This is a genomic window from Bradyrhizobium sp. 14AA, from assembly GCF_054185205.1.
In genome coordinates this window covers 189,699-214,525 of sequence record NZ_JAVAYM010000011.1, presented here as the reverse complement: position 1 = coordinate 214,525, position 24,827 = coordinate 189,699, and the positions used below count along the sequence as shown (strand labels likewise).

The 24,827-nt window shown below is 64.1% G+C and carries 24 protein-coding genes; 17 read left to right on the top strand and 7 right to left on the bottom strand.

What is annotated here, in order from left to right:
* The first annotated feature begins 84 nt into the window (after positions 1-84).
* Entirely contained in the window at positions 85-1,515 is a 1,431-nt protein-coding gene (locus tag RAD15_RS21355) for an aldehyde dehydrogenase family protein (protein ID WP_458180136.1), read from the top strand.
* A gap of 282 nt (positions 1,516-1,797) precedes the next feature.
* Here the strand turns inward: RAD15_RS21355 and RAD15_RS21350 are convergent, their stop codons facing one another.
* Entirely contained in the window at positions 1,798-2,766 is a 969-nt protein-coding gene (locus RAD15_RS21350) for an SMP-30/gluconolactonase/LRE family protein (RefSeq protein WP_458180135.1), read from the bottom strand.
* Positions 2,767-2,857: 91 nt separating this feature from the next.
* On the opposite strand from RAD15_RS21350, the gene RAD15_RS21345 reads away from it, so the two are divergent.
* From RAD15_RS21345 to RAD15_RS21330, 4 genes are all read left to right on the top strand, one after another.
* On the top strand, positions 2,858-3,682 hold the full coding sequence (locus tag RAD15_RS21345; protein WP_458180134.1) for an NAD-dependent epimerase/dehydratase family protein: 825 nt from the start codon (positions 2,858-2,860) through the stop codon (positions 3,680-3,682).
* Positions 3,683-3,934: 252 nt separating this feature from the next.
* The gene (locus RAD15_RS21340; protein WP_458180132.1) at positions 3,935-4,231 is read left to right on the top strand and encodes a hypothetical protein; all 297 of its coding nucleotides are present in this window, start codon (positions 3,935-3,937) and stop codon (positions 4,229-4,231) included.
* A 205-nt stretch (positions 4,232-4,436) separates the two neighbouring features.
* Positions 4,437-5,054 carry a hypothetical protein gene (locus RAD15_RS21335; protein ID WP_458180131.1) on the top strand — a complete coding sequence of 206 codons (618 nt, stop codon included), beginning with the start codon at positions 4,437-4,439 and terminating at the stop codon, positions 5,052-5,054.
* A gap of 190 nt (positions 5,055-5,244) precedes the next feature.
* Positions 5,245-5,670: a hypothetical protein gene (locus tag RAD15_RS21330; protein WP_458180130.1), complete on the top strand. Its 426-nt coding sequence runs from the start codon at positions 5,245-5,247 to the stop codon at positions 5,668-5,670.
* 12 nt (positions 5,671-5,682) lie between these two features.
* On the opposite strand, the gene RAD15_RS21325 is transcribed toward RAD15_RS21330, so the two are convergent.
* Entirely contained in the window at positions 5,683-6,624 is a 942-nt protein-coding gene (locus RAD15_RS21325) for a hypothetical protein (RefSeq protein ID WP_458180128.1), read from the bottom strand.
* 220 nt (positions 6,625-6,844) lie between these two features.
* On the bottom strand, positions 6,845-7,522 hold the full coding sequence (locus tag RAD15_RS21320) for a GntR family transcriptional regulator (RefSeq protein WP_458180127.1): 678 nt from the start codon (positions 7,520-7,522) through the stop codon (positions 6,845-6,847).
* Positions 7,523-7,697: 175 nt separating this feature from the next.
* On the opposite strand from RAD15_RS21320, the gene RAD15_RS21315 reads away from it, so the two are divergent.
* From RAD15_RS21315 to RAD15_RS21300, 4 genes are all read left to right on the top strand, one after another.
* A complete protein-coding gene (locus tag RAD15_RS21315) occupies positions 7,698-9,416 on the top strand; it encodes an IlvD/Edd family dehydratase (protein WP_458180125.1) in 1,719 nt (572 codons plus the stop codon).
* Positions 9,417-9,472: 56 nt separating this feature from the next.
* Positions 9,473-10,468, top strand: a complete 996-nt coding sequence (locus tag RAD15_RS21310) for a TRAP transporter substrate-binding protein (protein WP_458180124.1) — start codon at positions 9,473-9,475, stop codon at positions 10,466-10,468.
* A 148-nt stretch (positions 10,469-10,616) separates the two neighbouring features.
* The gene (locus RAD15_RS21305; RefSeq protein WP_458180123.1) at positions 10,617-11,195 is read left to right on the top strand and encodes a TRAP transporter small permease; all 579 of its coding nucleotides are present in this window, start codon (positions 10,617-10,619) and stop codon (positions 11,193-11,195) included.
* A complete protein-coding gene (locus RAD15_RS21300; RefSeq protein ID WP_458180122.1) occupies positions 11,192-12,532 on the top strand; it encodes a TRAP transporter large permease in 1,341 nt (446 codons plus the stop codon). The genes RAD15_RS21305 and RAD15_RS21300 overlap by 4 nt, the downstream gene beginning before the upstream one ends.
* Here RAD15_RS21300 and RAD15_RS21295 read toward each other — a convergent pair.
* Together RAD15_RS21295 and RAD15_RS21290 are read right to left on the bottom strand one after the other, a co-directional pair.
* Positions 12,492-13,100 (bottom strand): histidine phosphatase family protein, encoded by a 609-nt coding sequence (locus tag RAD15_RS21295; RefSeq protein WP_458180121.1) that lies wholly within the window; start codon positions 13,098-13,100, stop codon positions 12,492-12,494. The two genes, RAD15_RS21300 and RAD15_RS21295, sit on opposite strands and share 41 nt — an antisense overlap.
* Entirely contained in the window at positions 13,097-13,891 is a 795-nt protein-coding gene (locus RAD15_RS21290; protein WP_458180120.1) for an enoyl-CoA hydratase/isomerase family protein, read from the bottom strand. The genes RAD15_RS21295 and RAD15_RS21290 overlap by 4 nt, the downstream gene beginning before the upstream one ends.
* Positions 13,892-14,123: 232 nt before the next feature.
* Between RAD15_RS21290 and RAD15_RS21285 the strand changes: the two genes are divergently transcribed.
* Positions 14,124-15,344: an NAD(P)/FAD-dependent oxidoreductase gene (locus tag RAD15_RS21285; protein WP_458180119.1), complete on the top strand. Its 1,221-nt coding sequence runs from the start codon at positions 14,124-14,126 to the stop codon at positions 15,342-15,344.
* Here the strand turns inward: RAD15_RS21285 and RAD15_RS21280 are convergent, their stop codons facing one another.
* A complete protein-coding gene (locus RAD15_RS21280; RefSeq protein ID WP_458180117.1) occupies positions 15,345-16,259 on the bottom strand; it encodes a ribokinase in 915 nt (304 codons plus the stop codon).
* Positions 16,260-16,265: 6 nt separating this feature from the next.
* Complete coding sequence (locus tag RAD15_RS21275) at positions 16,266-17,159, bottom strand: sugar kinase (protein ID WP_458180116.1); 894 nt, start codon at positions 17,157-17,159, stop codon at positions 16,266-16,268.
* Positions 17,160-17,367: 208 nt separating this feature from the next.
* On the opposite strand from RAD15_RS21275, the gene RAD15_RS21270 reads away from it, so the two are divergent.
* From RAD15_RS21270 to RAD15_RS21240, 7 genes are all read left to right on the top strand, one after another.
* Entirely contained in the window at positions 17,368-18,216 is an 849-nt protein-coding gene (locus tag RAD15_RS21270; protein ID WP_458180115.1) for a VOC family protein, read from the top strand.
* A 203-nt stretch (positions 18,217-18,419) separates the two neighbouring features.
* Complete coding sequence (locus tag RAD15_RS21265) at positions 18,420-19,127, top strand: TetR family transcriptional regulator (protein WP_458180114.1); 708 nt, start codon at positions 18,420-18,422, stop codon at positions 19,125-19,127.
* Between the two features lie 269 nt (positions 19,128-19,396).
* Positions 19,397-20,206, top strand: a complete 810-nt coding sequence (locus RAD15_RS21260) for an ABC transporter permease (protein WP_458180113.1) — start codon at positions 19,397-19,399, stop codon at positions 20,204-20,206.
* A 51-nt stretch (positions 20,207-20,257) separates the two neighbouring features.
* Positions 20,258-21,250 carry an ABC transporter substrate-binding protein gene (locus RAD15_RS21255; RefSeq protein ID WP_458180112.1) on the top strand — a complete coding sequence of 331 codons (993 nt, stop codon included), beginning with the start codon at positions 20,258-20,260 and terminating at the stop codon, positions 21,248-21,250.
* Between the two features lie 172 nt (positions 21,251-21,422).
* The gene (locus RAD15_RS21250; RefSeq protein WP_458180111.1) at positions 21,423-22,268 is read left to right on the top strand and encodes an ABC transporter ATP-binding protein; all 846 of its coding nucleotides are present in this window, start codon (positions 21,423-21,425) and stop codon (positions 22,266-22,268) included.
* 4 nt (positions 22,269-22,272) lie between these two features.
* Positions 22,273-23,670, top strand: a complete 1,398-nt coding sequence (locus RAD15_RS21245; RefSeq protein WP_458180110.1) for a hypothetical protein — start codon at positions 22,273-22,275, stop codon at positions 23,668-23,670.
* Positions 23,667-24,818 (top strand): Gfo/Idh/MocA family protein, encoded by a 1,152-nt coding sequence (locus tag RAD15_RS21240; protein ID WP_458180109.1) that lies wholly within the window; start codon positions 23,667-23,669, stop codon positions 24,816-24,818. Before RAD15_RS21245 ends, RAD15_RS21240 begins: the two co-directional genes overlap by 4 nt.
* Positions 24,819-24,827 lie beyond the last annotated feature (9 nt).

Genomic DNA, 24,827 nt, shown 5'->3' with positions numbered 1-24,827 from the left:
CGCATATGGCGGGTTCAATTGCCGGCGCTTTCGTGCAAGTATGTGCCGAAACGCCCCCACCATGCCCCCAAGAAGAGGTTAACGATGGTCAATCGCTTGCAATTCTACATCGACGGCGCCTGGGTCGACCCCGCCGTCAAGAAGTCCACCGCCGTGGTCAATCCCGCGACGGAAGAGGCGATGTACGAGGTTGCGCTCGGCTCCAAGGCCGATGTCGACAAGGCCGTTGCCGCCGCCAAGCGCGCCTTTGCAACGTTCTCCCAGACCAGCCGCGAGGAGCGCGTCGCGCTGCTCACCAAAGTGATCGAGGTCTACAAGGGCCGTCTCAAGGAGATCGGTGCTGCCGTCTCCGACGAGATGGGTGCGCCGCTGCCGATGGCGGAGAAGCTCCAGGCCGGCGCCGGCCTTGGCCATCTCATGACCACGCTCGACGTGCTCAAGAACTATCATTTCGAGGAGCCGGTCGGCACCGCCATGGTGCTGCGTGAGCCGGTCGGCGTGGTCGGCATGATCACGCCCTGGAACTGGCCGCTCAACCAGATCGCCTGCAAGGTCGCGCCCGCGCTCGCCGCCGGCTGCACCATGATCCTGAAGCCGTCGGAGTTCACCCCGACCTCGGCGCTGATCTTCGCGGAAATCCTCCATGAAGCCGGCGTGCCGAAGGGCGTGTTCAACCTCGTCAACGGCCTCGGCCCCGAGGTCGGCGCCGCCATGAGCGAGCATCCCGATATCGACATGATCTCCTTCACCGGCTCGACCCGCGCCGGCATCGACGTTGCGAAGCGCGCGGCTCCCACCGTGAAGCGCGTCAGTCAGGAGCTGGGCGGCAAGTCGCCGAACGTCATCCTGGAAGGCGCCGACCTCACGAAGGCGGTGACCGGCGGCGTGATGCACATGTTCAACAACTCCGGCCAGTCCTGCAACGCGCCCTCGCGCATGATCGTGCCGGCCTCGAAGATGAAGGAAGTCGCCGCGATCGCGAAGGCGGTGGCCGACAAGACCAAGGCCGGTGATCCCCGTGGCGAAGGCACCACCATCGGCCCGGTCGTCAACCGCGGCCAGTGGGACAAGATCCAGGGGCTGATCAAGAAGGGCATCGACGAGGGCGCAACGCTCGTCGCAGGCGGTCCGGGCCTGCCGGAAGGTGTCAACAAGGGCTTCTACGTTCGTCCGACCATCTTCGCCGACGTCACCCCCGACATGACGATCGCCCGTGAAGAGATTTTTGGACCGGTGCTGACCATCATCGGCGCCAAGGACGAGGCTGAGGCTGTGCACATCGCCAACGACACGCCCTATGGCCTCGCCGGCTATGTCTCGGGCGCGACGGTCGAGGACGCCAAGCGCGTCGGCCGGCAGATCCGCGCCGGCAACGTCAACCTCCAGGGCGTGCCCAACGACCGCAGCGCGCCGTTCGGCGGCTACAAGCAGTCGGGCAACGGCCGCGAGTGGGGCAAGTATGGCCTCGAGGATTTCCTCGAAGTGAAGGCCGTCGCCGGCTTCAACGCGGCGTAAGTTCTGGCGCCTGAACAAACGAAGCGCCGGAGCGGGCAACCGCTCCGGCGTTTTTGTTTTGGTCCGTCGTCATTGCGAGGGGCCCTTGCGACGAAGCAATCCAGAATTTTTCCGCAGAGGCAGTCTGGATTGCTTCGCTTCGCTCGCAATGACGGAAGATGGGCTTCGTAGGGTGGGCAAAGGCGCGCTCTTCGCGCGACGTGCCCACCGTCACGAGCCGAACAAGAAGTGGTGGGCACGCTTGCGCTTTGCCCACCCTACGAGACCGCCGCTGCGGCGAGCCTATCCCCCCAACGCGCCCTGCGTGTTCACATACAGCGCGTAGATCGACTGGCTCGCGGCCATGAACAGGCGGTTGCGCTTGACGCCGCCGAAGCAGAGATTGGCGCAGCGTTCGGGCAGCGCGATGCGGCCGATCATGACGCCGTCGGGCGCGAACACCACGACGCCGTCGAGCTCGGGATCGCCCATGCCCCAGCCGCACCAGAGATTGCCGTCGATGTCGCAGCGCATGCCGTCCGGCGTCCCCGGACCTGCGTCGATGTGGACGCGCTTGTTGGAGATCGTGGTGCCGTCGGGCGAGACGTCATAGGCGAGGATTTTTCTGTTCGGCACGCCGCGGGATTCCACGACGTAGAGAATCTTCTCGTCGGGCGAGAAGCACAATCCGTTCGGCCCGAGCACGCCTTCGGCGACGATGGTCGCCGCGCCGGTCGACGGATCGAGCCGGTAGACGTTCGGCTCGATCTCCGGCTCGGCCTTGTAGCCCTCGTAATTGCCGAGCAGGCCGAAGGTCGGATCAGTGAACCAGATCGCGCCGTCGGATTTCACCACGACGTCGTTCGGCGAGTTCAGCCGCTTGCCGCCAAACGAATCCATCAGCACGGTGAGGGTGCCGTCATATTCGGTGCGCACCACGCGCCGCCCGCCATGCTCGCAGGTGACGAGCCGGCCCTGGCGGTCGCGCGTGTTGCCGTTGGCGAAATTCGACGGCTTCCGGAACACCGAAACTGCGCCGGTCTCTTCCTCCCATTTGATGATGCGCTGGTTCGGGATGTCGCTGCACAAGAGGTAGCGCCCGTCGCCGAACCAGACCGGTCCCTCGGCCCAGCGCAGGCCGGTGGCGAGGCGTTCCACCGCCGAAAGCTTCAACCAGTATTTTTCAAAGCGGGGATCGAGTGCTTTTATCGCCGGATCGGGGTAATAGGTCGCCGGCCGCCAGCCTTGAGTGTGGGACGATGCATCGTTCATGTGCAGTTCTCGTTGTTGCGTTCCCTCTGCTCAAGTCTGCTATCACCAGAGACCTGTGACCGCAAATCGGTCGCCAAATACGAGGAAAGACATGCCGCGCATCTTGATGACGGGAGCTTCGGGCGGAATCGGAACGCGCCTGAGGAAACTGCTGCCGCCGATCTATCCGGACCTCCTGCTCAGCGACATCCGTCCGCCCGCCGATCTCGGGGCGAACGAGCAATTCAAGGCTGCGGACCTGTCCGACATGGCGCAGGTCGAGGCGCTCTGCGAGGGCGTCGACGGCATCATCCATTTCGGCGGCTATTCGGTCGAAGGCCCGTGGAACGACATCCTGCAGGCCAACATCATCGGCGGCTACAATCTGTTCGAAGCCGCGTACCGCAAGGGCGTCAAGCGCGTGGTATTCGCCTCGTCCAATCACGTCGTCGGCTTCTATCCGCGCCACCACAAGATCGGCACCGACGTCACGGCGCGCCCGGACGGCCGCTACGGCGTCAGCAAGGTGTTTGGCGAAGCGGTCGGCGCGCTCTATGCCGACAAGCATGGGTTGAAGGTGACTTGCATCCGCATCGGCAATTTCGGCGATATGCCGCTGGACCACCGCCGGATCGCGATGTGGCTGAAGCCGGATGATCTGGTGCAGCTCTGCCAGATCGGGCTAGAGCATCCCGATATTCACTTCGAGATTTTCTACGGCGTGTCCCTGAACGAGCGTGCCTGGTGGGACAATCATCGCGCCTACGAGTTCGGCTATCGTCCGACAGGCCGCTCCGAGGATCATGCGGCGTACGCGATGGCCGAGCAGGCCAAGCTGAAGCCCGATCCGATCGGCGACCATTTCCAGGGCGGCGCATTCTGCAGCAACGAGTTCGACGGCGACACGAGCCGGATCATCGACTGGAATAAGCGCTAGCGTCGACGTCTGGAGCAATGCAGCTGCGCTTCTCCCGGCTCGGCTTTGCGGGGCCGGGAGAGGTTTTCGATCGCGATTACGGCGGAGGTTCTGGACGGCGCCTTGCGTCTAACGTCTGAGTTCACACCGTAGAGTTCCGGATTTCCGTTTTTGGAAATAGGCGTTCTATTGTCGGAACACGTGAGCGTTTGTTCTATGCATTGCGATGCGCGGAAATGACCGCCTTTTCATTCTAGCGATTGTGGAAACAAGATGCGCAAGATGGTTCTGTCGGGGGCCGCGGTGTTGACGGTCGTCCTCGTCGCGGCGGTATCCTGGCCAACGCCGCGCCCGGATGTGGAGCGTTTCGGGGACAGTGTCTACGAGACCATCTGGTTCTGGCGCATCCCGGCCTACGCCCATAATCCGGCCTGGCGTGTGCGCTGGATGTGGAACGATCCGCTTCGCGCACAGGCAAGATGCTGCCGGGTCACGCCGCAACCGATATCCGAACCGGGCTCGCAGGTTCCTCCAGCCGCTCAGGCGATCGCGCGCCTGGCAAGCAAGTAGAATGGCCCGGGTTGTCAGGTTCCTGCTTGAAGTGTCCGGCTGCATCACGCGCTGTGCCAGTTGGGCGCACATGGTTCCGCAGATAGCTCGCATTTCTCTCAAATGAGTTCCTTGCTTTAAGCTTAACCAGAAACCTAATCCTCGATTTACAGCTGCAATCTACAGTTTACCTTGTTCTTGAATCGGTCATTCAAGGACGCCAACAATGCGCCGCTTAGCGCCCAACGCATGTCTCGTGATTGTTCTGGCGGCATCGTGTTTCAGTGCGCATGCCGACGAGACCAAGGCCGATGGCGGTAGCTCGGCGTCGCTCGTTCCCCGCACCAAAATCGAATGTTCGCTCAAGCGCAAGCCTGGTGAACCCCTCGATCCCCCGTCGACGGCCGCGATCCCCGTAACCGAATCCTTCGTTGCGAGCGAGCATTTCAGAGAAGACATTGCGCCGACCGCGCCCGTCAAGATTTCGTGGCTCGGGGCGACCTTCGCGCGCCGGTTCGCCGTCAAGGTCGAAACCACGGACGACACGTCCCTGCAGACTCATGTCTTGAACAATCCCTCGAATGCCGCGCGGATCGTCGATGAGCTGGGCGCTCGCGCCGAGAGCAAGCTGGCCGATATCTGGTGTCTCCTGAAGCTCCAGGCCAACGGCGAAAGCGGGGCGCTGCAGACCAGCTCCGCTCCGAACCTGTTCTTTGTCCGCGATGGCACGGGCGATCTTGGCGTGGTTGACGCCCTGTGGGGTGGCGCGGGCTGGGAAATCGGCGCCAGCCCCATCGGAAACCAGCGGGCATGGACTCCCGGCACGCGCGTCTTCTCTCACTGATCCAGCATACCCCGACGAACGCCTGCGCCGGTTCGGTGCTGCCAGGGAGCGCGCACAGCAGCGCGGGTTTTCGCTTTGGCCGTGTCCATTGATCTGGATCAACGCTGCTCGAGGGATCGTCTGGCTTTCGATCTGCGATCGTTCGGTAACGGATGCCTTGATCGCGCCCCAACGGCTGCAGCGAGAGCTCATGAAAATCAAACTGTCGGCCGTCGCGGTGTTCGCGATGATCATGCCGGGAAGCATGTCGGCGCCGGCGCGAGCCGCAGCGCTCAGCGACGCCGAGGCGACATTCCTCGACCAGCTCGTTACCGCATCCGTGGTGCTCGAACAGCGATGCGACGGTTACGAGGTCGATGGCAGCGGCAGCGTTCAGCTCGGCGCCCGGCTTCTCGGCAGTCCCGATGCCGCGATGGCCATGATCGATGCCTATGCTGCGGCCATCAAGGCCCGCGACGGCGAGAGCTACGATCCCCGCAAATTCCGTCCCGAGGTGTCCGACGCGGCCCGCAAAACGTTCAGGCGCGTCCGGACGGACCTGATCCGAAACCCGAAACGCGCCTGCGCCGATTATGGAGAGACCGGCGTGGAGCGCGGTCTGTTGCGGCGGTACTGAACGGCCTCGAAATCAACCGGCGGCGATATCGCGACTTATCTTTTGCAATCGCGTGAAAGCTGCCCACGCCTTGGGATATTCGATGTCCTTTGGATCAATCGTGAGCAACGCGCGGCATGCCTCGTCGATGTCTTCGGCTGAAGGACGCATCGAGATGTCGGCCGACGATTCCGCCTGTTTCCAGCGGTCCTCCACGTCTTTCGCGAGCGTTAGTGCTTCGGACGGGGTTCGTTTCCGGGTTGGCTTCGCAAGCGCATGCTTCGGAAGGAATATGGGCCACGCGGCGGGTGGCCGATCTGCGTGCCACTCGCTCTCCTTGGCAAGCTCACTGGCAAGCTCACGCGTGGGGGCCGGATTTGCCTGCCGTTGATTGGCAGCGTCGGGCGGAACGGTCCGGGCGGCTAGTTCGCGGACCTGCTGCTCCATTGTCCCACCAGACGACGATCCGCCCGCCGATGGGGCGGGCGTTGTCAGCACGGGCGCAACCGACGTCCGTACTTCAGGGGCGACTTTCTGAACGGCCTTGACGACCGACGTCAGCCCGGGCGACGCGGCCGGCCGTTGCTGCGCGACCTTGTCCTCTCCGGTGGGGCAAGGTCTGTATCCCGATTGATATTGCGTGATCCGTCCGTCGTCATCGATGCGGGCAAAATCGATAGCCACGGTGTAGACGAACGCGGCGTTGACGGATTGGCCGGACTTGTCGCTCGCGTTGACAGCGCCGCAGACATATCTCGCCGCGTCGGCCTCGACTGAAACTAGTGTGCCGAATTTTGCCGAGTCCGGATTGATCAGCGCATGTCGGACTGCTGCACGGGCTCTTTTATGTTCTGTGGAGAACGCGCTGATCAAGACGTCTGGGTTGATGATGTCGGGCTGGTAGTACAACCCATACTCAATGGCGAAAAATGCTCCGCCGAAGGACACTGCGATCAGGACACCGGGTACATTCATGTGATTGTTCCGGGCAATGGAACCCGGCCTGGTTGTTATTTGGTTCTGAATCCATTTGCGAGAGTGTCCTCTAACAACCCGTTAATCGGTTGAGCGATTGATACGATTCTACCAAAGGATTAGCATTCTGATCGGAGTTCCGCCGGTTCCGTTGACGGCGCGAGGTTTATCCGTATTGCAAGCTGCTGCGCTGATGATCCGTCCGCGAGAGCGCTAGCGTTCAGCTCTCCTCCGCAATCCGCCCCAGATAATCCTTTTTGCTGAACTGCATGTGATCCACACACAGCTGCGCCAGTGCCCAGCTGTCGCGGCCCTTCAACAGCTCGATCATCAGCTCGTGCTGCCGCCGCGACTGTGCGAGCCCGGTCGCGTCGGCGAGGTTCTTCGCGCGCATCGGCAGCGTCAGGTTCATGTAGTCCTGGAGCGAGCGCACCAGATAGGGATTGCCGCAGGCCGAGAACAGCGCGAGGTGGAAGGCATCGTTGGCCTCGTGGATGCCGCGCAGATCCTGCGCGTCGGCTTTCGCGCAATATTGCCGCTGCAACGCGGAGAGTTCGTCGATCAGGCCTTGCGGCGCCGGCAGGGGGATCATCAGCGCGGCCTGCCGGGTCAGCATCTCCCGGACCTCGTAGATCTGCCGGACTTCGTCGGCCGAATAGAACCGCACGGTGGCGCCGACGTTCTTCTCGCGGCGAACGATGCCGCGCCGCTCCGCATCCACCAGCGCCTGGCGCACGAAATGCCTGGAGGTGCCGTAGCGCGACATCAGCGCGTCTTCGGTGAGGCGCGCGCCCGGCGGCAGGCGGCCGAAGATGATGTCCTCTTCCAGCCGCGCGACGACGTCGTCCGGGTCGTCGCGCCGGACCGGCGTGCTGTCTGCGGTGCGAATGTCGGACATGCCCTTGGCCTCCCGGCACCCGGCCGGTTCGCTCTGTGGAGCAGGGAAGGTGCGGATTGTCAATAATCTGGTCGTTTAGCGGTGTAACCGTCCAGAAATCGGTGGGTAGACGCCTGTCTTATTGACAATCGGGAGGCAGGCTGTACCACAATGGCAGACTGGAAGGAGTGGCATGATGACGAGTGGTTTGCGCAAGGGTCTGACGAGCTATGGCGATGCCGGCTTCTCGCTGTTCCTGCGCAAGGCGTTCATCAAGGCCATGGGCTATTCCGACGACGCGCTGGAGCGGCCGATCGTCGGCATCACCAATACCTATAGCGACTACAATCCCTGCCACGGCAACGTCCCCCAGATCATCGAAGCCGCCAAGCGCGGCGTGATGCTGTCGGGCGCGATGCCGTTCGTGTTCCCGACGATCTCGATCGCCGAGAGCTTTGCGCATCCGACCTCGATGTACCTGCGCAATCTGATGGCCATGGACACCGAGGAGATGATCCGCGCCCAGCCGATGGATTCGGTCATCGTGATCGGCGGCTGCGACAAGACCCTGCCGGCCCAGGTGATGGCGGCGATCAGCGCCGACCTGCCCACTGTGGTCATTCCCGTCGGTCCCATGGTGGTCGGCCACCACAAGGGCGAGGTGCTGGGCGCTTGCACCGACTGCCGCCGCCTCTGGGGCAAGTATCGCGCCGGCGAGATGGACGATGCCGAGATCGAGGCGGTGAACGGCCGCCTGGCGCCGTCGGTCGGCACCTGCATGGTGATGGGCACCGCGTCCACCATGGCCTGCATGATCGAAGCCATGGGCCTGTCGCTGCCGATGAGCGCGACGATCCCGGCGCCGCATGCCGAGCGCTTCCGTCTTGCGGAAGCGAGCGGCCGGGTCGCCGCCGAGATGGCCAAGACCAAGGGCCCGAAGCCGAGCGAATTCTTGACGCCGGCGTCTTTCAAGAACGCGCAGGTCGTGCTCCAGGCGATCGGTGGTTCGACCAACGGCCTGATCCATCTGACGGCGATGGCGCATCGCTCGCCACACCGGCTTGATCTCGAAGTGTTCGACCAGATCGGCCGCGAGGTTCCGGTGCTGGTCGATCTCAAGCCGTCGGGCGAGCACTATATGGAGCATTTCCATCACGCCGGCGGCGTGCCGAAACTTTTGGCGCAGCTCGGCGACCTCGTCGATCTCGACGCCAAGACCATCAGTGGGCAGACGCTGCGCGACGTCGTCGCCAATGCGGAGGACGTGCCCGGCCAGGACGCGATCCGCCCGCGCGACAATCCGATCAAGAAGGAAGGCGGCCTTGCCGTCCTGCACGGCAATCTCGCGCCGCGCGGTGCCGTCATCAAGCAGTCCGCGGCGAGCCCGCAGCTGTTGAAGCACACGGGGCGCGCGGTCGTGTTCGAATCTGTCGAGGACATGACGCTGCGCGTCGACGATCCCGATCTCGACGTCACCGCCGACGACGTGCTGGTGCTGCGAAATGCCGGCCCCAAGGGCGCGCCCGGCATGCCCGAGGCGGGCTATCTGCCGATCCCGAAGAAGCTCGCGCGCGGCGGCACCAAGGACATGGTGCGCATCTCGGACGCGCGCATGAGCGGCACCGCGTTCGGTACCATCGTTCTCCACATCACGCCCGAATCCGCCGTTGGCGGGCCGCTGGCGCTGGTGAAGAACGGCGACGTGATCAGCCTGGATGTTGCCAAGCGCAGCATTGAGCTGCTGGTCGATCCGGCGGAGCTCGAACGGCGCCGTGCCACCCTGAAGCCGGCCGCTGCGCCGGAAGAAGCGCGGCGCGGTTACGCCTGGCTGTTCAACGAGACCATCATGCAGGCCGACGAGGGCTGCGACTTCGACTTTATGCAGAGGACTGGGAAGAAGACCGAGAGAGGCTGACCGAACAACGAGCGCTCAGACCGCACAAGCGGCGAGCGATAAAACTGGGGGAAACGATGATTGCACGATCCATGCGTGGGTTGGCGGCTGTGGCCGCTATGCTGTTCGTTACCGGAGCGGGGGCGCAGGAGGTGAAGCATTATCGCTTCGCCTACGATCAGCCGCGCAACACCGGCTATTCCATCGCGGGCGACCTGTTTGCCGAGAAGCTCAAGGAATTGAGCAAGGGCACCATGATCATCGATCAGTATCCCGGCGCGCAGCTCGGGCAGGAGCCGCAGGTGCTCCAGCTCGTGAAGGCCGGCGACATCGAGTTTGCCATCATCTCCTCGGCCAACACCGCGACGATCTCGCCGCAGGCCGGCGTGATGTCGCTGCACTTCCTGTTCCGCGACGAGAACCACGTGGTCAAGGGACTGGCCGATCCGAAAGTGTTCGACGCGCTCAAGACCCTGATCGACGAGACCACGCAGGGCCTGCATGTGATCGCGACGGGCTCGCAGGGCGTGCGCCACATGTACTCCAAGAAGGAGATCCACAATGTCGGCGACATCAAGGGCCTGAAGATCCGCGTCCAGGCGACCGCGACCGAGGACACCATGTTCCCGGCCTATGGCGCCCAGACCGTGCACATGCCGTTCGGCAGCGTCTACACAAGCTTGCAAACCGGCGTGGTCGACGTCGCCGAGAACAGCATCAACGTCTACCTCGTCAACAAGCACTACGAGGTCGCCCCTGTCCTGAATATCACGGAACACGAGGCCAACAACGCGCTGGTGTTCGTCTCCGACAAGCTCTGGCAGAGCCTGTCGGCCGAGCAGAAGCAGTGGGTGCAGGCCGCGGGAAACGAGATCAGCTCCAAGGAGCCGGCAAAGGCGTTCGATCTCGAGCGCAGCGCGGCCGACAAGCTGAAGAAGATGGGCGTGAAGATCGTCGACAACGTCGACAAGAAGAGCTTCACGGCGATCGCCGATCCCTATCTCGACAAGCTCGCCAAGGATCTCGGCCCGCACGCCGAGAAGATCAAGAATTTGATCCGGTCGATCAACTAGGGTCGCGCGTACCACTCCCTCCCCGAGTCGTCCCGGCGAAGGCCGGGACCCATACGCCGCGGCGGAGCTTGGGGCACGACAACAGTCAGCTTGCTTTCATAACAACGGCCTGGGGTTATGGGTCCCGGCCTTCGCCGGGACGACTCCAATGGCCATCGCCGACAAACTGCTCGTTCAACGCCAGCGCCATCTCAAATGGCGCGCGCTCGATTGGCTCGAGCTTGCCCTGATGATCCTCTGCGGCCTGCTCTGCTTCGGCTTCTCGCTGTCGGTCACCGCCGACATCGTCACCCGCACCATCGGGCATCCCTGGCTATGGCTCCAGGAAGTCACTTCGACGCTGTTCATCTACGCGATCTTCATCGGCACGGCGGCCGCGACCCGGCGCAATGATCACCTTTATCTGACCGCGATCTCCGAGGCGATGCACGGCACCTCGCGGATGATCGTCGAGATCATCATCCGCCTCGTCGTGCTCGGCGTTGCCTTCTGCCTGATCTGGTACGGCTACCAGAATTATCTGCGCGGTTTCGGCAGCTTTCGCCTGCCGTCGGGCACGCCGATCGCCTCGCTCTACGCGATCATTCCACTGTCGGGCGTGCTGATCGGCCTGTTCACCATCGAGCAGCTCGTCAACGGCCTGCGCAACGGCTTCGACCATCCCGAGCCGCCCGAGGAGGATGGCGCGCCCGTCGTCACCGACGCACAGATGAGGGCGCAGCCGTGAGCGCACCAATTGTCCTGGCGTTGATGTCGGTCTGCTTCCTGTCGTTCGGCTATCTCGGCGTGCCCGTGCCGTTCTCGTTGATGGCCGGCGTCTTCATCGGCGCGATCCTGTCCGATGTTTCGCTCGCTGCCATCATCCAGAAGATCTTTGATGGCGTCGATTCCGAGGCGCTGCTGGCGATCCCGTTCTTCCTGCTGGTCGGCGAGCTCATGAGCTCGGCCAACGTGGTGGTGCGGATAGCCAACCTCTCGGTGTCGCTGGTTGGACACATAAGGGGCGGGCTGTCGCAGGTCGTGGTCGTGTTCAGCATGTTCTTCTCGGAGATGTCGGGCTCGACCACGGCCGACGTCGCCGTGATGAGCCGCGCGCTGGGCGGACCGATGAAGCGCGAAGGCTATGAGCCCGCCTTCATCGCCGCGATCATCGCTTCCGCCTCGACCATCGCCGCGCTGGTGCCGCCGAGCATCACCGCCGTCGTCTATGGCGCGGTCGGCAACGTCTCGATCGCCGGCCTGTTCATGGCGGGCGTGGTGCCGGGCCTGATGATCGGCCTCGGCCTGATGATCTATTGCTATTTCTTCGGCCCCTCCGGCTTGCGCAAGCCGCGCGCGCCGCTGCGGCAGGTGGTGTTCGCGGCCGGCGACGCCGCTCTGCCGCTGATGATCCCGGTGATCCTGCTTGGCGGCATTCTGACCGGCTGGTTCACGCCGACGGAAGCGGGTGTCGTTGCGGTGGTCTGGATCATTCTCGTGGTCATCCCCGCGCTCAACCTCGGCCACATCAGGAAGATCCCTTACGATTTCTGCCTCGCCGGCCTGATCTTCTCGCTGCCGCTGATCACGATCGGCGCCGCCAACGCCTTCGGCTGGATGCTCGCGTACTTGCGCGGCGCGACCTACATCGCCGAGTGGATCACCTCGATCGCCGGCAACGACCCGCATTTGATCATGCTATTGATGGTGCTGCTCTTCACCATCGTCGGCGACTTCATCGAGCCGGTGCCGACCATCATCATCTTCATGCCGCTGGTCAACGCACTGACCGAAGCCGGCGACATCAACGGCGTGCACATGGGCGTGGTGCTGATCGCAACGCTCGCCTTCGGCCTGATCACGCCGCCTTACGGATTGGTCTTGCTGATGGCTTCGAAATTCGTCGGCATCAGCTTTGCCAAGGCGCTACGCGCGGCACTGCCGATCTACATCGTGTTCTTCACCACCATCGCGTTCGCGATCTATTTCCCGAGCGTGGTGCTGTGGCTGCCGCGGCACGTGCTGCCGGAGTCCGTCGGCTGCTTCAAGTCGCCGGCGGGGACGGGCTATATCTGTCCGCAGTGACGACTTGCTCGATCCGCCATTGCGCTTGCTCGCGCAGGTAACGGAACGGCGTGCCATGGCTATTCCTGAAGTAGCTGCCGCACAGCGCGTTTGCCATGCCCTGCATCACCGCGTCGTGGCAGACGAACAGGAGGTTGTCGTCGGGATGACGCGCGAGCCACGCGGAGACGCAAGCCAGCGACCGTCCGGCCATGGCGTCCCAATTCTCGCCGTCGGTCGGAAGGATCGACACGAGGCCCGTCGCTGATGTGACGCCGTGCTTGATCATGAGGTCGCGGACGGGAAGGCCCTCGAAGCTGCCGAAATCGAACTCGATGATGCCGTCGTCGATCGCGAGCGGCACCGCGATCGCGGCGGCGATGATCTCGGCCGTTCGCGCCGCGCGCACCAGGGGGCTTGCGACGATGCGGCTGATGCCGACGCTGCGCAGCATGTGTGCGGCCTCGTGCGCTTGCCGCAGGCCGTCCTCGTTCAGAGGGTTGTCCGTCCGGCCCTGGAATCGTCCCTCACGATTCCAGTCGGTCGCGCCGTGACGCAGGCCGTAGAACGTGCGTGCGGGCTTTGTCACTTCGACTTGCTCGTGAACTTCTTCACGGCGGCGCGGAACGCTTCCGTGTTCATCGCCATGACGATCTTGTGCTCCTCGGCATCGAGCTGCTGCTTCACGGGCGTGGTCGCGGCCTGGTAGACCAGCGATTTGGTGCCGGCGATCGCCGCCGGCGGGTTCTGCGCCAGCCGCTCGGCGAGTTGTCGCGTGGCGGCCTTCAGCTCTGCGGCGGGAACGATCTTCGCGACGAGGCCCCATTCATGGGCCTGCTGTGCGGTAAAATTGTCCTCGGCGAGAAAAATTTGCAGCGCGCGGCGCGATCCGACCGTGCCGACGATACCGACCGTCGAGCCGCCGTCCGGCGATACCCCGATCTTGGCATAGGCCGGCGTGAACTTGGCGTCGTCGGCGGCGATGCAGAGGTCGGTGACGAAGGCGAGGCCCATGCCGGCGCCGGCGGCCGAGCCGTGCACGCTGGACAGCGAGATCTTTGGCATGCGCCTGATGATCTCAATGAAGGCGTGATAGTGCTTCAGGAGCTCGCCGACAACAGGCGTCACCGTGCCTGTTTCGGCGGCAGCCCCGATCGTCTGCAGATCGCCGCCGGCCGAGAACGCGCGGCCTTCGCCTTCGAGGACGACGACCCTGATAGCGTCGGCACTTTCGATATAGGCCGCGAGCTGTTCGAGTTTTTGCGCGATCGCGAGGTTGATCGAGTTGAATGCTGTGGGGCGGTTGAGCGTGATGGTTGCAATCGGGCCGTCGATCCGCAGCAGGGCGGGATCATCGGGCTGGGAGACGGGAGCTGGCATCTGAGAAAATCCCCGGCAGGAGGTCGCTCGTGCAACTAAATCGCAGAAGGCGAGGGGAGACAATCCCCGCGTACCGCCCTTGCGCCGGGCGGAGCGATAGGCTCAAATGGGCCCGCCTTCGCCAAGGGACGGACACGAGCGCCGGCTCCTCCGGGCGAGGCCAGCAAACCAAAATCAGCGAGAGAGGAGACGACATGGGTCACGCTCGTGTCTCCGGAAGTGGGCTGTTCCAATGACCGATGGTCCGGTGATCATTGTCGGTGCCGGTCATGGCGGCTACCAGGTCGCGGCATCCCTGCGCCAGGCGGGCTTCGCCGGGCGCGTTTGCCTGATCAATGACGAGGCGCATCTGCCCTATCAGCGGCCGCCGCTGTCCAAGGGCTACATCAAGGGGGCGGCCGGACCGGAGAGCCTGATGTTCCGGCCGGAGAAATTCTACCAGGACCAGACCATCGAGCTGATTGCAGGCCGTGCGGTGTCGATCGACCGCGCCGGCCGCAAGCTGCATCTCGCCTCCGGCGAGACGCTTGCCTACGGCCACCTCGTGCTGGCGACCGGCGCCCGCAACCGCCTTCTCGACCTGCCCAACGCCAACCTGCCCGACGTGAAATATTTGCGCATCCTCGACGAGAGCGAGGCGCTGCGAAAGATCATTCCGTCGAAGACGCGGGTCGTGGTGATCGGCGCCGGCTTTATCGGCCTGGAGTTCGCTGCCACCGCACGGATCAAGGGCCTGGAGGTCGACGTGCTCGAGCTCGCCCCGCGCGTGATGGCGCGCGCGGTGACGGCGGAGGTCTCGGAGTATTTTCAGGAACGCCATCGCGAGGCCGGCATCCGCATCCATCTCGGTGTGCAGGCGACCTCGATCGAGGCAGAAGGCGGCAAGGTCACCGGCGTATCCTTGAGCGACGGACGGCATCTGCCCGCCGACCTCGTCGTGGTCGGCGTCGGCGTGCTGCCGAATATCGAGCTGGCGGCCGAGGCCGGGCTGCCGGTCGCTGCCGGTATCATCGTCGACGAATATCTGTCGACGACCGATCCCAACATTTCCGCGATCGGCGACTGCGCGCTCTTCGCCAGTCCGCGCTTCGGCAGCTCGCTGCGGCTGGAATCGGTGCAGAACGCCACCGATCACGCCCGTTGCCTCGCCGCGCGGTTGACCGGAGACAGGAAGCCGTACGACAGCCATCCCTGGTTCTGGAGCGACCAGGGCGACGACAAGCTCCAGATATCCGGCCTCACCACCGGCTACGACCGCGTCGTGCTGCGCGGTGATCCCGCCAAGAAGGCGTTTTCGGCATTCTGCTACAAGGGCGACAGACTGCTCGGCATCGAGTCCATCAACCGCGCCGGCGATCACATGTTCGGTCGCCGTCTGCAGGCGATGGATCGCTCGATCACGCCGGAACAGGCCGCGGACGAGGGCTTTGACCTCAAGGGCGCGCTGGCGTGATCAGCCTGCGCTGAGCACCGCCGCCACTTCCCCGGCCGTCGGCATCGACGGCCCGGCGCCCATGCGCTGGACGCTGATCGAGGCGGCGGCGTTGGCGAAGGCGAGGGCCGTGCGCAATTGCGAGCCCTCGGCCAGTTGCGCCGCGAGCGCACCCACAAAACAATCGCCGGCGCCCGTGGAGTCGATCGCCTTCACCACCCGCCCGGGCACCGAAATCTCCTCGCGCCCGGCGAGCGCGAGCACGCCGCGCTTGCCGAGCGTGACGCAGATGGTCTGGTCCGCGCGCGCCTGAAGTTTTCGCGCGACGTCGATGATCTTTGCGGTCTCGTCGGCATCCGTAAGCTCCACGCCGGCGAGGAAGCCGAGCTCGGTCTCGTTCAGCACGAGGATGTCGACGAGCGTGAGCAGCTCGCCCGACATGTTTTGCGCCGGGGCCGGGTTGAGCAGCGTCGTCGCCCCGGCCTCGCGCGCCCGCGCAAAGAACGCGGCAATCGTCGGCAGCGGGATCTCGAACTGGCTGACCGCGACGTCGCCCTTCGCCAGCGGAACGGCGGCGACGTCGTCCGCGCCGACCTGCGCATTGCTGCCGGGAATGACGACGATGGTGTTGTCGGAGGCCGCGACCGTGATGATCGCGGTGCCGGTGTGCGTGTCGGCCTCGCGGACAGAGCCGAGATCGATACCCTGCGCGCCGAGGAATGTCCTGAGATCGGCCCCGAACGAATCCTTCCCCAGCCGCCCGATCAGCGTCGTCCTCACACCTAGCCGTGATGCCGCGACCGCTTGGTTAGCGCCCTTGCCGCCCGGAAAATACAGCACCTCGCGTCCGGCGACCGTCTCGCCGACGCGCGGGTGGCGATCCGCGGTCGCCACCACATCCATGTTGATGCTGCCGGCGACGAAGACGCGCCCCATCTGAGTCTAGACCCTGACTTCGAACTCGTGCCTGACCTTGGCGATGTCGACGAGGGTCGGCAGGCCGGCCTCGTTGCCGAGACGCTGGATCTTGAAGGTCGAGGCGGCGCGGGCAAAATCAAAATGCTCGCGCCAGCTTTTGCCGGGATGGGCAAGGTAGGAATAGACATAGGCGCCGTGGAAGACGTCGCCGGCGCCGTTGGTGTCGATCACGCGCTCGCGCGGGATCGGCATCGCCGGCATGATTTCGACCGTGCCTGTTTCGTTGAACCAGAGCAGGCCCTTCTCGCCCATGGTGATGCCGCCGATCTTGCAGCCGCGGCTCTTGAGGTAGTCGAGCATCTTCTCCGGCGTCAGGTCCATCTGCTCGCAGAGGCGCTCGGCGACGATGGCGACGTCGATATATTCCAACAGCTCATGGGTGTTAGTGCGCAGGCCGCCGCCGTCGAGCGAGGTCAGGATGCCGGCCTCGCGGCACACCTTGGCGTAGTGGATGGCCGCATCCGGCTGGTGACCGTCGACATGCAGCGCGCGGCAGCCGCCGAGATTGAGTATCGGAAAGGGATGGATGTGCTCGTCGTCGCGGCAGCGGACGATGGCACGCTTGCCGTCCTTGGGCATGATAAAGGACAGCGAGGACTGGTTCACCTTCCGCCCATGCAACGAGATCGCGTATTTTGCACACATGTCCTGGAACATGCGCCCCAGCCAGTCATTGGCCGCGGTGGCGATCAGGTCAGGCACGATGCCGAGCTTGGCGCAGCAGAATGCCGCCGTCACCGCATTGCCGCCGAAGGAGACTGCGTAGTCCGAGGCCACGTGCTTCTCGTCGCCGGTCGGCATGTGGTCGGTGATGAAGACGACGTCGATATAGGTCTGTCCGATGAAGAGAGCCTGCATTGCTTGTCCGTGATGCGCTTTGTGGTCCCGGCCGGCCGCTTACTGTAGCACCGGTTCCGCTGAGGGATCGCTGAAATTATTCGCAAAACCGCCGCCCGAAGCGCTTGAGGTCGGCATGGTGCCGGAATACGACCATGGCAGGCCCATGCCAAGCCCGGACAAACGCCGTGCTTCGGCCCACGGTTCCAGGTCGATCAAAGGGGGAGATATGATCACCGGCCTCGATCACGTCGTCGCTCTGGTCAGGGATATCGGCGCGGCCAAGGCGGCCTATCAGACGCTGCTCGGACGCGCGCCGGCCTGGCAGAACTCGGGCGAGGGCGCCGACCGGGTGCTGTTCACGCTCGAGAACATGACGATCGAATTGATGGCGCCGAGCGGCTTCAGCGTCACCGCCGACCGCATGCGCGCGCTGCTCGACGACCAGGAAGGCGTGCTCGCCAGCCTGTGCTTCCGTGTCGCCGACATGAGCCGGATGCACCGGCGGCTGGAGCGGGTGGCCTTGAAGCCGGATCCTGTCGCCGAGGTCGAAAGTAGCGACGACGCGTCAGGTGCCGTCCTGCACTGGAAGCGCACGCGCGCCGCCACGGAACTGACGCGCGGCGTGCGCATGTTCTTCCTCGAGCTCGCCGACGAGCGGCCGCTCTCGGCCGCGACCGACATCGCGCCGATCGACGCGCTCGACCATGTCGTGATCACCACCGAGGATTCCGAGCGCGCCGCCGCGCTCTATGGCGCGCGGCTCGGGCTCGATCTGGCGCTCGACCGCTCGCACCAGGACTGGGGCCAGCTGATGTTCTTCCGCTGCGGCGATCTCATCGTCGAGGTGGTGCGCCGTCCCGTGGCGGGCGGCGATTCCCTGCGTGACCGTCTCTGGGGCCTGAGCTGGCGCGTCGCCGACATCGACGCCACGCGCGCCCGCCTGATCGCCGGCGGCTTAGACGTCACTGAGGTCCGCAACGGCCGCAAGCCGGGCACGCGCATCATGACGGTGCGGAACGGCACCTGCGGGATCCAGACCGTGCTGCTGGAGCGCTCGCCGAAGCCGGTGGATTAGGGCGCTGCTCTCTCCGTTCGAAGACTCCCGTAGGGTGGGCAAAGCGAAGCGTGCCCACGTCTTGCCTACTTGATGAGAAGACGTGGGCACGGCGCAAACGCGCCTTTGCCCACCCTACGAAGTTGCGTCCAGGGCACGAGATCGTTCTCAAACGCCCGCCCGCGTGTTACACGCTGACCGAGACCACCCGGCGAGCAACCAATTTGGCGAAGGCAAAGCGAACTCTGAAATGGCAGCGCGATCCCGAAGGGATGCGGCTGCGCATTCTCGAAGCCGCCAAGCAGGAGTTTTCCGCCCATGGTCTCGCCGGCGCGCGCGTCGACCGCATCGCGGCCAAGGCCGGCGCCAACAAGCGCATGCTCTACTACCACGTCGGCAACAAGGACGAGCTTTATCTGGCGGTGCTCGAAGGCGCCTATGACAAGATCCGCAGCGAGGAGCGCGGGCTCGATCTCGAGCATCTCGACCCGCCCGAGGCCATCCGCCGCTTGATCGAGTTCACCTGGAATTACTTCCTGCGCAATCCCGAATTCCTGTCGCTGCTGCAGACCGAGAACCTCGCGCGCGCAAAACACCTGAAGCGCTCGACCAAGGTCAAGTCGATGCACTCGCCCTTCGTCGAGATGATCCGCACCGTGGTGCGGCGCGGCGTCGACAGCGGCGACTTCCAGGTCGCGGTCGATCCGGTACAGCTCTACATCTCGATCGCGGGGCTCTGCTTCTTCTATCTCTCGAACTCGGCAACGCTCAGCGTGATCTTCGGCCGCGATTTGCTGGACAAGAAGGCCAAGGACGAGCGGCTGGCCCACATGGTCGGCCTGGTGCTGGCGGCGCTGACGGGACGCTCCTTCGCGCTGTTCGAGATCGCGAAAGCGCCGAAGTCGCGTGCCGCGGTGGCGCAGACGGTTTAGGGCAAGCTGTTCCCTCATCGTCGTCCTGGCCTAGTGCGCAATTGCGCACGGGAGCCAGGACCCATACCGCGTGATCCATCGGTTGGGATGGTGCCAATCCCGAACGGCCAGTCTTCGCCAAACTTTACCCTGGGGTAATGGATCCTGGCTTTCGCCAGGATGACGCGGAATGCGGAACCGCCGCAAAACGTCACAGGGAAAGCTCTGGACAGTATTTATCCAACGGGTTAATTTCTCCCCACAACGAAGAAGAATGCCGGGAGTGAAAATTGGCCGAGCCGAAGCCACAAAACGCGATCTCCAAGTTGCTGAATGCGGCTTGGGTTCGGCCGTTTTTGTTCCTCGTCTTCATCGTCGTCGCCTGGGATCTCGCCATCCGGGTGTTCCGGATTCCCGCCTATCAGATCCCGTCGCCCCTCGACGTCGTCGCGGTGCTGCGCACCGAATGGCCGGAACTGCTGCGCCAGTCCTGGCCGACCACCTACGCGACCGTCTGCGGCTTCGCGCTGTCGGCGCTGTTCGGCATCCCCGTGGCGATGCTGATCGCGGGCTCGAAGACGGTGGAGAGCTACGTCTATCCGCTGCTGGTGTTCTCGCAATCCGTGCCGAAGATCGCGATCGCGCCGCTGTTCGTGGTCTGGTTCGGCTTCGGCATCATTCCGAAAGTCATTTCGGCGTTCCTGCTCGGCTTCTTTCCCGTCGTGGTTTCGGCCGTGCAGGGCTTCAAGTCCGTGGACCCTGACATGGTCGATCTCGCCCGCGCCATGCAGGGCAGCCGTTTCCAGGTGTTTTGCGCGGTGAACCTGCCGCATGCGCTGCCGGCGATCTTCTCCGGCCTCAAGGTCTCCGTGACGCTCGCCGTGGTCGGCGCCGTCGTCGGCGAGTTCGTGGGGTCCAATTCCGGCATCGGCTACGTCATGCAGCGCTCCATCGGCACCTTCGATCTGCCGACGATGTTTGCGGCACTGGTGATCCTGGCGCTGCTCGGCGTCATCCTGTTCTGGATCGTGGACCGCATCGAGAAGCTGGTCATTCCCTGGCATGTCAGCCAGCGCGAGGACGTGATTTTCGCCACCTAATTTAAGCAACGGCCACCAACGGCCGAAACATAACGACAAGGGAGAGTGACGATGAAGCGATGGATTGGGGCTGCATCCGTGGCGCTGATGGCGTTTGCAGTTGCGCCCGCGCAGGCGGCCGACAAGGTCGTGCTGATGCTCAACTGGTACGTCTATGGCGAGCACGCGCCGTTCTATTACGGCAAGGCCAAGGGCATCTATGCCGCCGAAGGCATCGAGCTCGAGATCCAGGAAGGCCGCGGCTCGGCTGCGACCACGCAGGCCGTCGCCGCCAAGACCGCCGATTTCGGCTATGTCGACGTGCCCACCATGATGCGCGCCGCGATCAAGGGCGCGCCCGTGGTCGCGACCGGCGTGCTGCTCCAGACCTCACCGATGTCCGCCATGGGCTTCGTCGACAAGAACATCAAGAAGCCCGAGGACATCAAGGGCAAGACGGTGGCGATCACGCCGGCCGATTCCATGACCCAGATCTGGCCGCTGTTCCTGAAGAAGACCGGCCTGAAGGAAAGCGACTTCCAGACCGTGGCCGGTGACGGCCAAACAAAACTCAACGCGGTCATCAACGGCCAGGCCGACCTCTTGCTTGGCTACGTCATGGACCAGTCGATGAAGATCAAGGACGCCACCGGCAAGGACGTCTATCCGATCAAGTTCGCCGACTACGGCATCAACATGGTCTCCTCGGGCATCATTGCCAATTCCGACTATGTGAAGGCCAACGCCGATCTCGTCCGCCGCTTCATGTCGGCGACGACCAAGGCGGTCGAAGCCGCAGAGAAGGAGCCGAAGGCGGCCGCGCAGTCGATCCTCGATGCCAATCCCAAGGGCGGCAAGATCGACACGCTGACGCAGGGCTTTGAGCTGACCATCCCGCTGTACCGGACCGCGGAGACCAAGAGCAAGCGGCCGTTCCAGGTCACCGACCAGAACATGACCGAGACCGTCAATCTGCTGGTCGAATATGGCGGGCTCGATGCCAAGGCCAAGGACAACCCGAAGGCCTTCTACACCAACGACTACCTGCCGAAGAGCGGCTCGTGAGCGACAAATTTCCGCTGTCGTCCCGGCCTAGTGCGCAAATTGCGCACGAGGAGCCGGGACCCATAACCACCGGCCACGCTTGTAGCGGAAGGTCTCGACCCGCGTGCCCAAACGCGCCGGCACGGCGTATGGGTCCCGGCTTTCGCCGGGACGACGGGCGGAGAGGGCTGCGATGAACCCTGCGAGCAAACCGATCGACGTGCAGCCCGCCGCGCATCTGAGACTGGTGAGCGACCGGGCTGCCGGCGAGGCGTCGGGCATCACACTGTCAGGCGTGTCGAAAACCTACCGGACGCGCGACGGCGACGTGCCGTCGCTGCGGCCGCTCGACTTCCACATCAACGAAGGCGAGTTCTTCGTCGTGGTCGGCCCAAGCGGCTGCGGCAAGTCCACGCTGCTCAAGCTGATCTCCGGTCTGCTGCCGCCGACATCGGGCGAGATCCTGGTCGAGGGCGAGAAAGTGATCGCGCCGCACGGCAATGTCGGCATCGTCTTCCAGAACGCGCTGCTGCTGCCGTGGCGCAACATCCTCAACAACGTGATGTTGCCGATCGACATGAAGCGGCTGCCGCGGCAGGAATATCTTGCGCGCGCCAAGGCGCTGCTAAAACTGGTCGGGCTCGAAGGCTTCGAGAAGAAGCTGCCCTGGCAGCTCTCCGGCGGCATGCAGCAGCGCGCCTCGATCTGCCGCGCGCTGGTGCACGATCCCAAGATCATGCTGATGGACGAGCCGTTCGGCGCGCTGGACGCGTTGACGCGCGAGCGCATGAATGTGGAATTGATGCGGATCCAGCGCGAGACGAAGAAGACGGTGCTGTTGATCACGCATTCGATTCCGGAGGCCGTGTTCCTCGCCGACCGCGTGTTGGTCATGACCGAACGGCCCGGCGCGGTCGCCGCAATTTACGACGTGCCGCTGCCGCGCCCGCGCTCGCTCGACGTGATGGCCGATCCTGTCTTCACGGAGCTCGTGCAGCGCATCCGCAAGCATTTCTTCTCGCAAGGTTCGCTGGACTAAAGCCATGGCGCCGCGCCTGAAGCTGCGAGACATCTCCTTCTTCGAACGTCCCGTGCATTTTGCGCGGCCGTTCCGCTTTGGCGCAATCACGATCAACGCGACGCCGCAGCTGTTCGTGCGGGTCGAGATCGAGGTCGAGGGCAGGGGCGTTGCAGTCGGCGCCAGCGCCGAGTTGCTGGTGCCAAAATGGTTCGACAAGCGGCCGGAGCTGTCGCCAGCGCAGACAGTCGATGGCCTGCGCCGCTCGCTGGAGATCGCGCGCGGTCTCTATCTCGCGCAAGCCGGCTTTCGTCCCGCATTTGGACTGCATGCCTCGTGCATCAGCGCCCAGGTCAAAGCGTGCGCGGACGAGAACATTCCGCCGCTCGCCGCAGCTTATGGCCCCGCGGAAATTGACAAGGCGATCCTCGACGCGCTGCTGCGTGCGGTCGGCGCAAGCTTTTTCGATGGAATGGCCGCGAACATCGCGGGGATCGATGGGCGGATGACGCTCGATCTGACTGGAGCCGACATCGCCGAGTTTCTGAAGGGGCGAACGCCCTTGCCGTGCGTCGCTATCCGGCACACGGTCGGTCTTGATGACAAGGTGGAGGGTGACGGCGGCGTGGCCGATGCGCGCGAGAACGCCGGCGCGCGGTACTTCAAGCTCAAGCTGTCGGGCGATCCGGAAGCGGACGCGGCGCGGCTCGCGCGCATCGGCAAGGAGCTCAGCGGGCTAGCGCGCGACTACCGGGTCTCGCTCGACGCCAATGAACAATATGCCGACCTCGCCGCCCTACGCGCGCTGATCAATCGCCTTGATGGCGACGAAGCGCTGCAACCGATCGCGGCCAGGCTGCTCTATATCGAGCAGCCTATGCCGCGCGACATCACCCGGCAGGCCGCGCTCGGCTCGCTTGCCGCACGTGACTTCATCATCGACGAAGCTGATGATTCCTACGACGCATTTCTGGCGATGAGGCCTCTTGGCTATCGCGGTATTTCGTCCAAATCCTGCAAGGGTCTCTACAAATCGATTCTCAACGCGACCCGCGCGGCGAAATGGACATCCGGCGCGGAGACGTTCTTCGTGACCGGCGAGGACCTCACCTGCCAGGCAGGCCTTGCCGTGCAGCAGGATCTTGCGCTCGGCGCCTTCATCGGCGTCACTCATGCCGAACGCAACGGCCATCACTATGTCGATGGTTTTGGCGATGCGCCCGCAGAGGAGGCACAGTCCTTCGCGGCCGCGCATTCCGATCTCTATGCCGATGCCGGGCAGGGCATCCGGCTCTCCATTCACGACGGCGATCTCCTGACGGGATCGCTTCACAGCGTGGGCTTTGCGACGTCGGTCCATCCGGACTGGTCGGCACTCCGCCCGCTCGAACAGCCAAGATCACTCTGGGAGCAACTCGCATGACCACCCAACGCCTCGGCCTCATCATGAACGGCGTCACCGGCCGCATGGGGCTCAACCAGCATCTGATCCGCTCGATCGTTGCGATCCGCGAGCAGGGCGGCGTCCGCTTGAAGAACGGCGACCGCGTGATGCCCGACCCGATCCTGGTCGGCCGGAGCGCCGAGAAGGTCGAGGCGCTCGCCAAGCGCTACAACATCACGCGCTGGACCACCGACCTCGATGCCGCGCTCGCCGACAAGAACGACACCATGTTCTTCGACGCCGCGACCACGCAGGCGCGGCCGGGCCTGCTGACCCAGGCCATCAATGCCGGCAAGCACGTCTATTGCGAGAAGCCGATCGCGACGAATTTTGAAGAGGCGCTCGCGGTCGTGAAGCTCGCCAACGCCAAGGGCGTCAAGCACGGCACGGTGCAGGACAAGCTGTTTCTGCCCGGCCTGAAGAAGATCGCCTTCCTGCGCGATTCCGGCTTCTTCGGCCGCATCCTCTCGGTGCGCGGCGAGTTCGGCTATTGGGTGTTCGAAGGCGGCTGGCAGGAGGCGCAGCGGCCGTCCTGGAATTACCGCGACGAGGACGGCGGCGGCATCATTCTGGATATGGTCTGTCACTGGCGCTACGTGCTCGACAACCTCTTCGGTGAGGTCGAGAGCGTGAGCTGCATCGGCAACACCGATATCCCCGAGCGCTTTGACGAGCAGGGCAAGAAGTACAAGGCGACCGCCGACGACTCGGCTTATGCGACGTTCCAGCTCAAGGGCGGCGCCATCGCCCATATCAACATGTCCTGGGTGACGCGCGTCTATCGCGACGACCTCGTCACCTTCCAGGTCGACGGCACGCTCGGCTCGGCCGTCGCCGGCCTCTCGGACTGCATGATCCAGGCGCGGCAGGCCACGCCCCGGCCGGTGTGGAATCCCGACGAGAAGCGGCTGCATGATTTCTACGGCGACTGGCAGAAGCTGCCTGACAACGTCAGCTACGACAACGGCTTCAAAGAGCAGTGGGAGATGTTCATCCGCCACGTCTACGAGGATGCGCCCTACAAGTTCACGCTGCTCGAAGGTGTCAAGGGCGTGCAGCTCGCCGAATGCGCGCTGAAGAGCTGGAAGGAGCGGCGCTGGATCGACGTCGCGCCGATCAAGGCCTGAGGAGGGACG

Excerpts from the sequence above, each read along its gene's own strand:
- RAD15_RS21305 (WP_458180123.1), top strand. The coding sequence starts at position 10,617 with ATGGCCATCGCCGACAAACTGCTCGTTCAACGCCAGCGCCATCTCAAA.
- RAD15_RS21350 (WP_458180135.1), bottom strand. The coding sequence starts at position 2,766 with ATGAACGATGCATCGTCCCACACTCAAGGCTGGCGGCCGGCGACCTAT.
- RAD15_RS21330 (WP_458180130.1), top strand. The coding sequence starts at position 5,245 with ATGAAAATCAAACTGTCGGCCGTCGCGGTGTTCGCGATGATCATGCCG.
- RAD15_RS21280 (WP_458180117.1), bottom strand. The coding sequence starts at position 16,259 with ATGGGGCGCGTCTTCGTCGCCGGCAGCATCAACATGGATGTGGTGGCG.
- RAD15_RS21315 (WP_458180125.1), top strand. The coding sequence starts at position 7,698 with ATGACGAGTGGTTTGCGCAAGGGTCTGACGAGCTATGGCGATGCCGGC.
- RAD15_RS21345 (WP_458180134.1), top strand. The coding sequence starts at position 2,858 with ATGCCGCGCATCTTGATGACGGGAGCTTCGGGCGGAATCGGAACGCGC.
- RAD15_RS21355 (WP_458180136.1), top strand. The coding sequence starts at position 85 with ATGGTCAATCGCTTGCAATTCTACATCGACGGCGCCTGGGTCGACCCC.
- RAD15_RS21325 (WP_458180128.1), bottom strand. The coding sequence starts at position 6,624 with ATGAATGTACCCGGTGTCCTGATCGCAGTGTCCTTCGGCGGAGCATTT.
- RAD15_RS21240 (WP_458180109.1), top strand. The coding sequence starts at position 23,667 with ATGACCACCCAACGCCTCGGCCTCATCATGAACGGCGTCACCGGCCGC.
- RAD15_RS21320 (WP_458180127.1), bottom strand. The coding sequence starts at position 7,522 with ATGTCCGACATTCGCACCGCAGACAGCACGCCGGTCCGGCGCGACGAC.
- RAD15_RS21290 (WP_458180120.1), bottom strand. The coding sequence starts at position 13,891 with ATGCCAGCTCCCGTCTCCCAGCCCGATGATCCCGCCCTGCTGCGGATC.
- RAD15_RS21310 (WP_458180124.1), top strand. The coding sequence starts at position 9,473 with ATGATTGCACGATCCATGCGTGGGTTGGCGGCTGTGGCCGCTATGCTG.
- RAD15_RS21250 (WP_458180111.1), top strand. The coding sequence starts at position 21,423 with ATGAACCCTGCGAGCAAACCGATCGACGTGCAGCCCGCCGCGCATCTG.
- RAD15_RS21270 (WP_458180115.1), top strand. The coding sequence starts at position 17,368 with ATGATCACCGGCCTCGATCACGTCGTCGCTCTGGTCAGGGATATCGGC.
- RAD15_RS21245 (WP_458180110.1), top strand. The coding sequence starts at position 22,273 with ATGGCGCCGCGCCTGAAGCTGCGAGACATCTCCTTCTTCGAACGTCCC.
- RAD15_RS21340 (WP_458180132.1), top strand. The coding sequence starts at position 3,935 with ATGCGCAAGATGGTTCTGTCGGGGGCCGCGGTGTTGACGGTCGTCCTC.
- RAD15_RS21285 (WP_458180119.1), top strand. The coding sequence starts at position 14,124 with ATGACCGATGGTCCGGTGATCATTGTCGGTGCCGGTCATGGCGGCTAC.
- RAD15_RS21255 (WP_458180112.1), top strand. The coding sequence starts at position 20,258 with ATGAAGCGATGGATTGGGGCTGCATCCGTGGCGCTGATGGCGTTTGCA.
- RAD15_RS21335 (WP_458180131.1), top strand. The coding sequence starts at position 4,437 with ATGCGCCGCTTAGCGCCCAACGCATGTCTCGTGATTGTTCTGGCGGCA.
- RAD15_RS21275 (WP_458180116.1), bottom strand. The coding sequence starts at position 17,159 with ATGCAGGCTCTCTTCATCGGACAGACCTATATCGACGTCGTCTTCATC.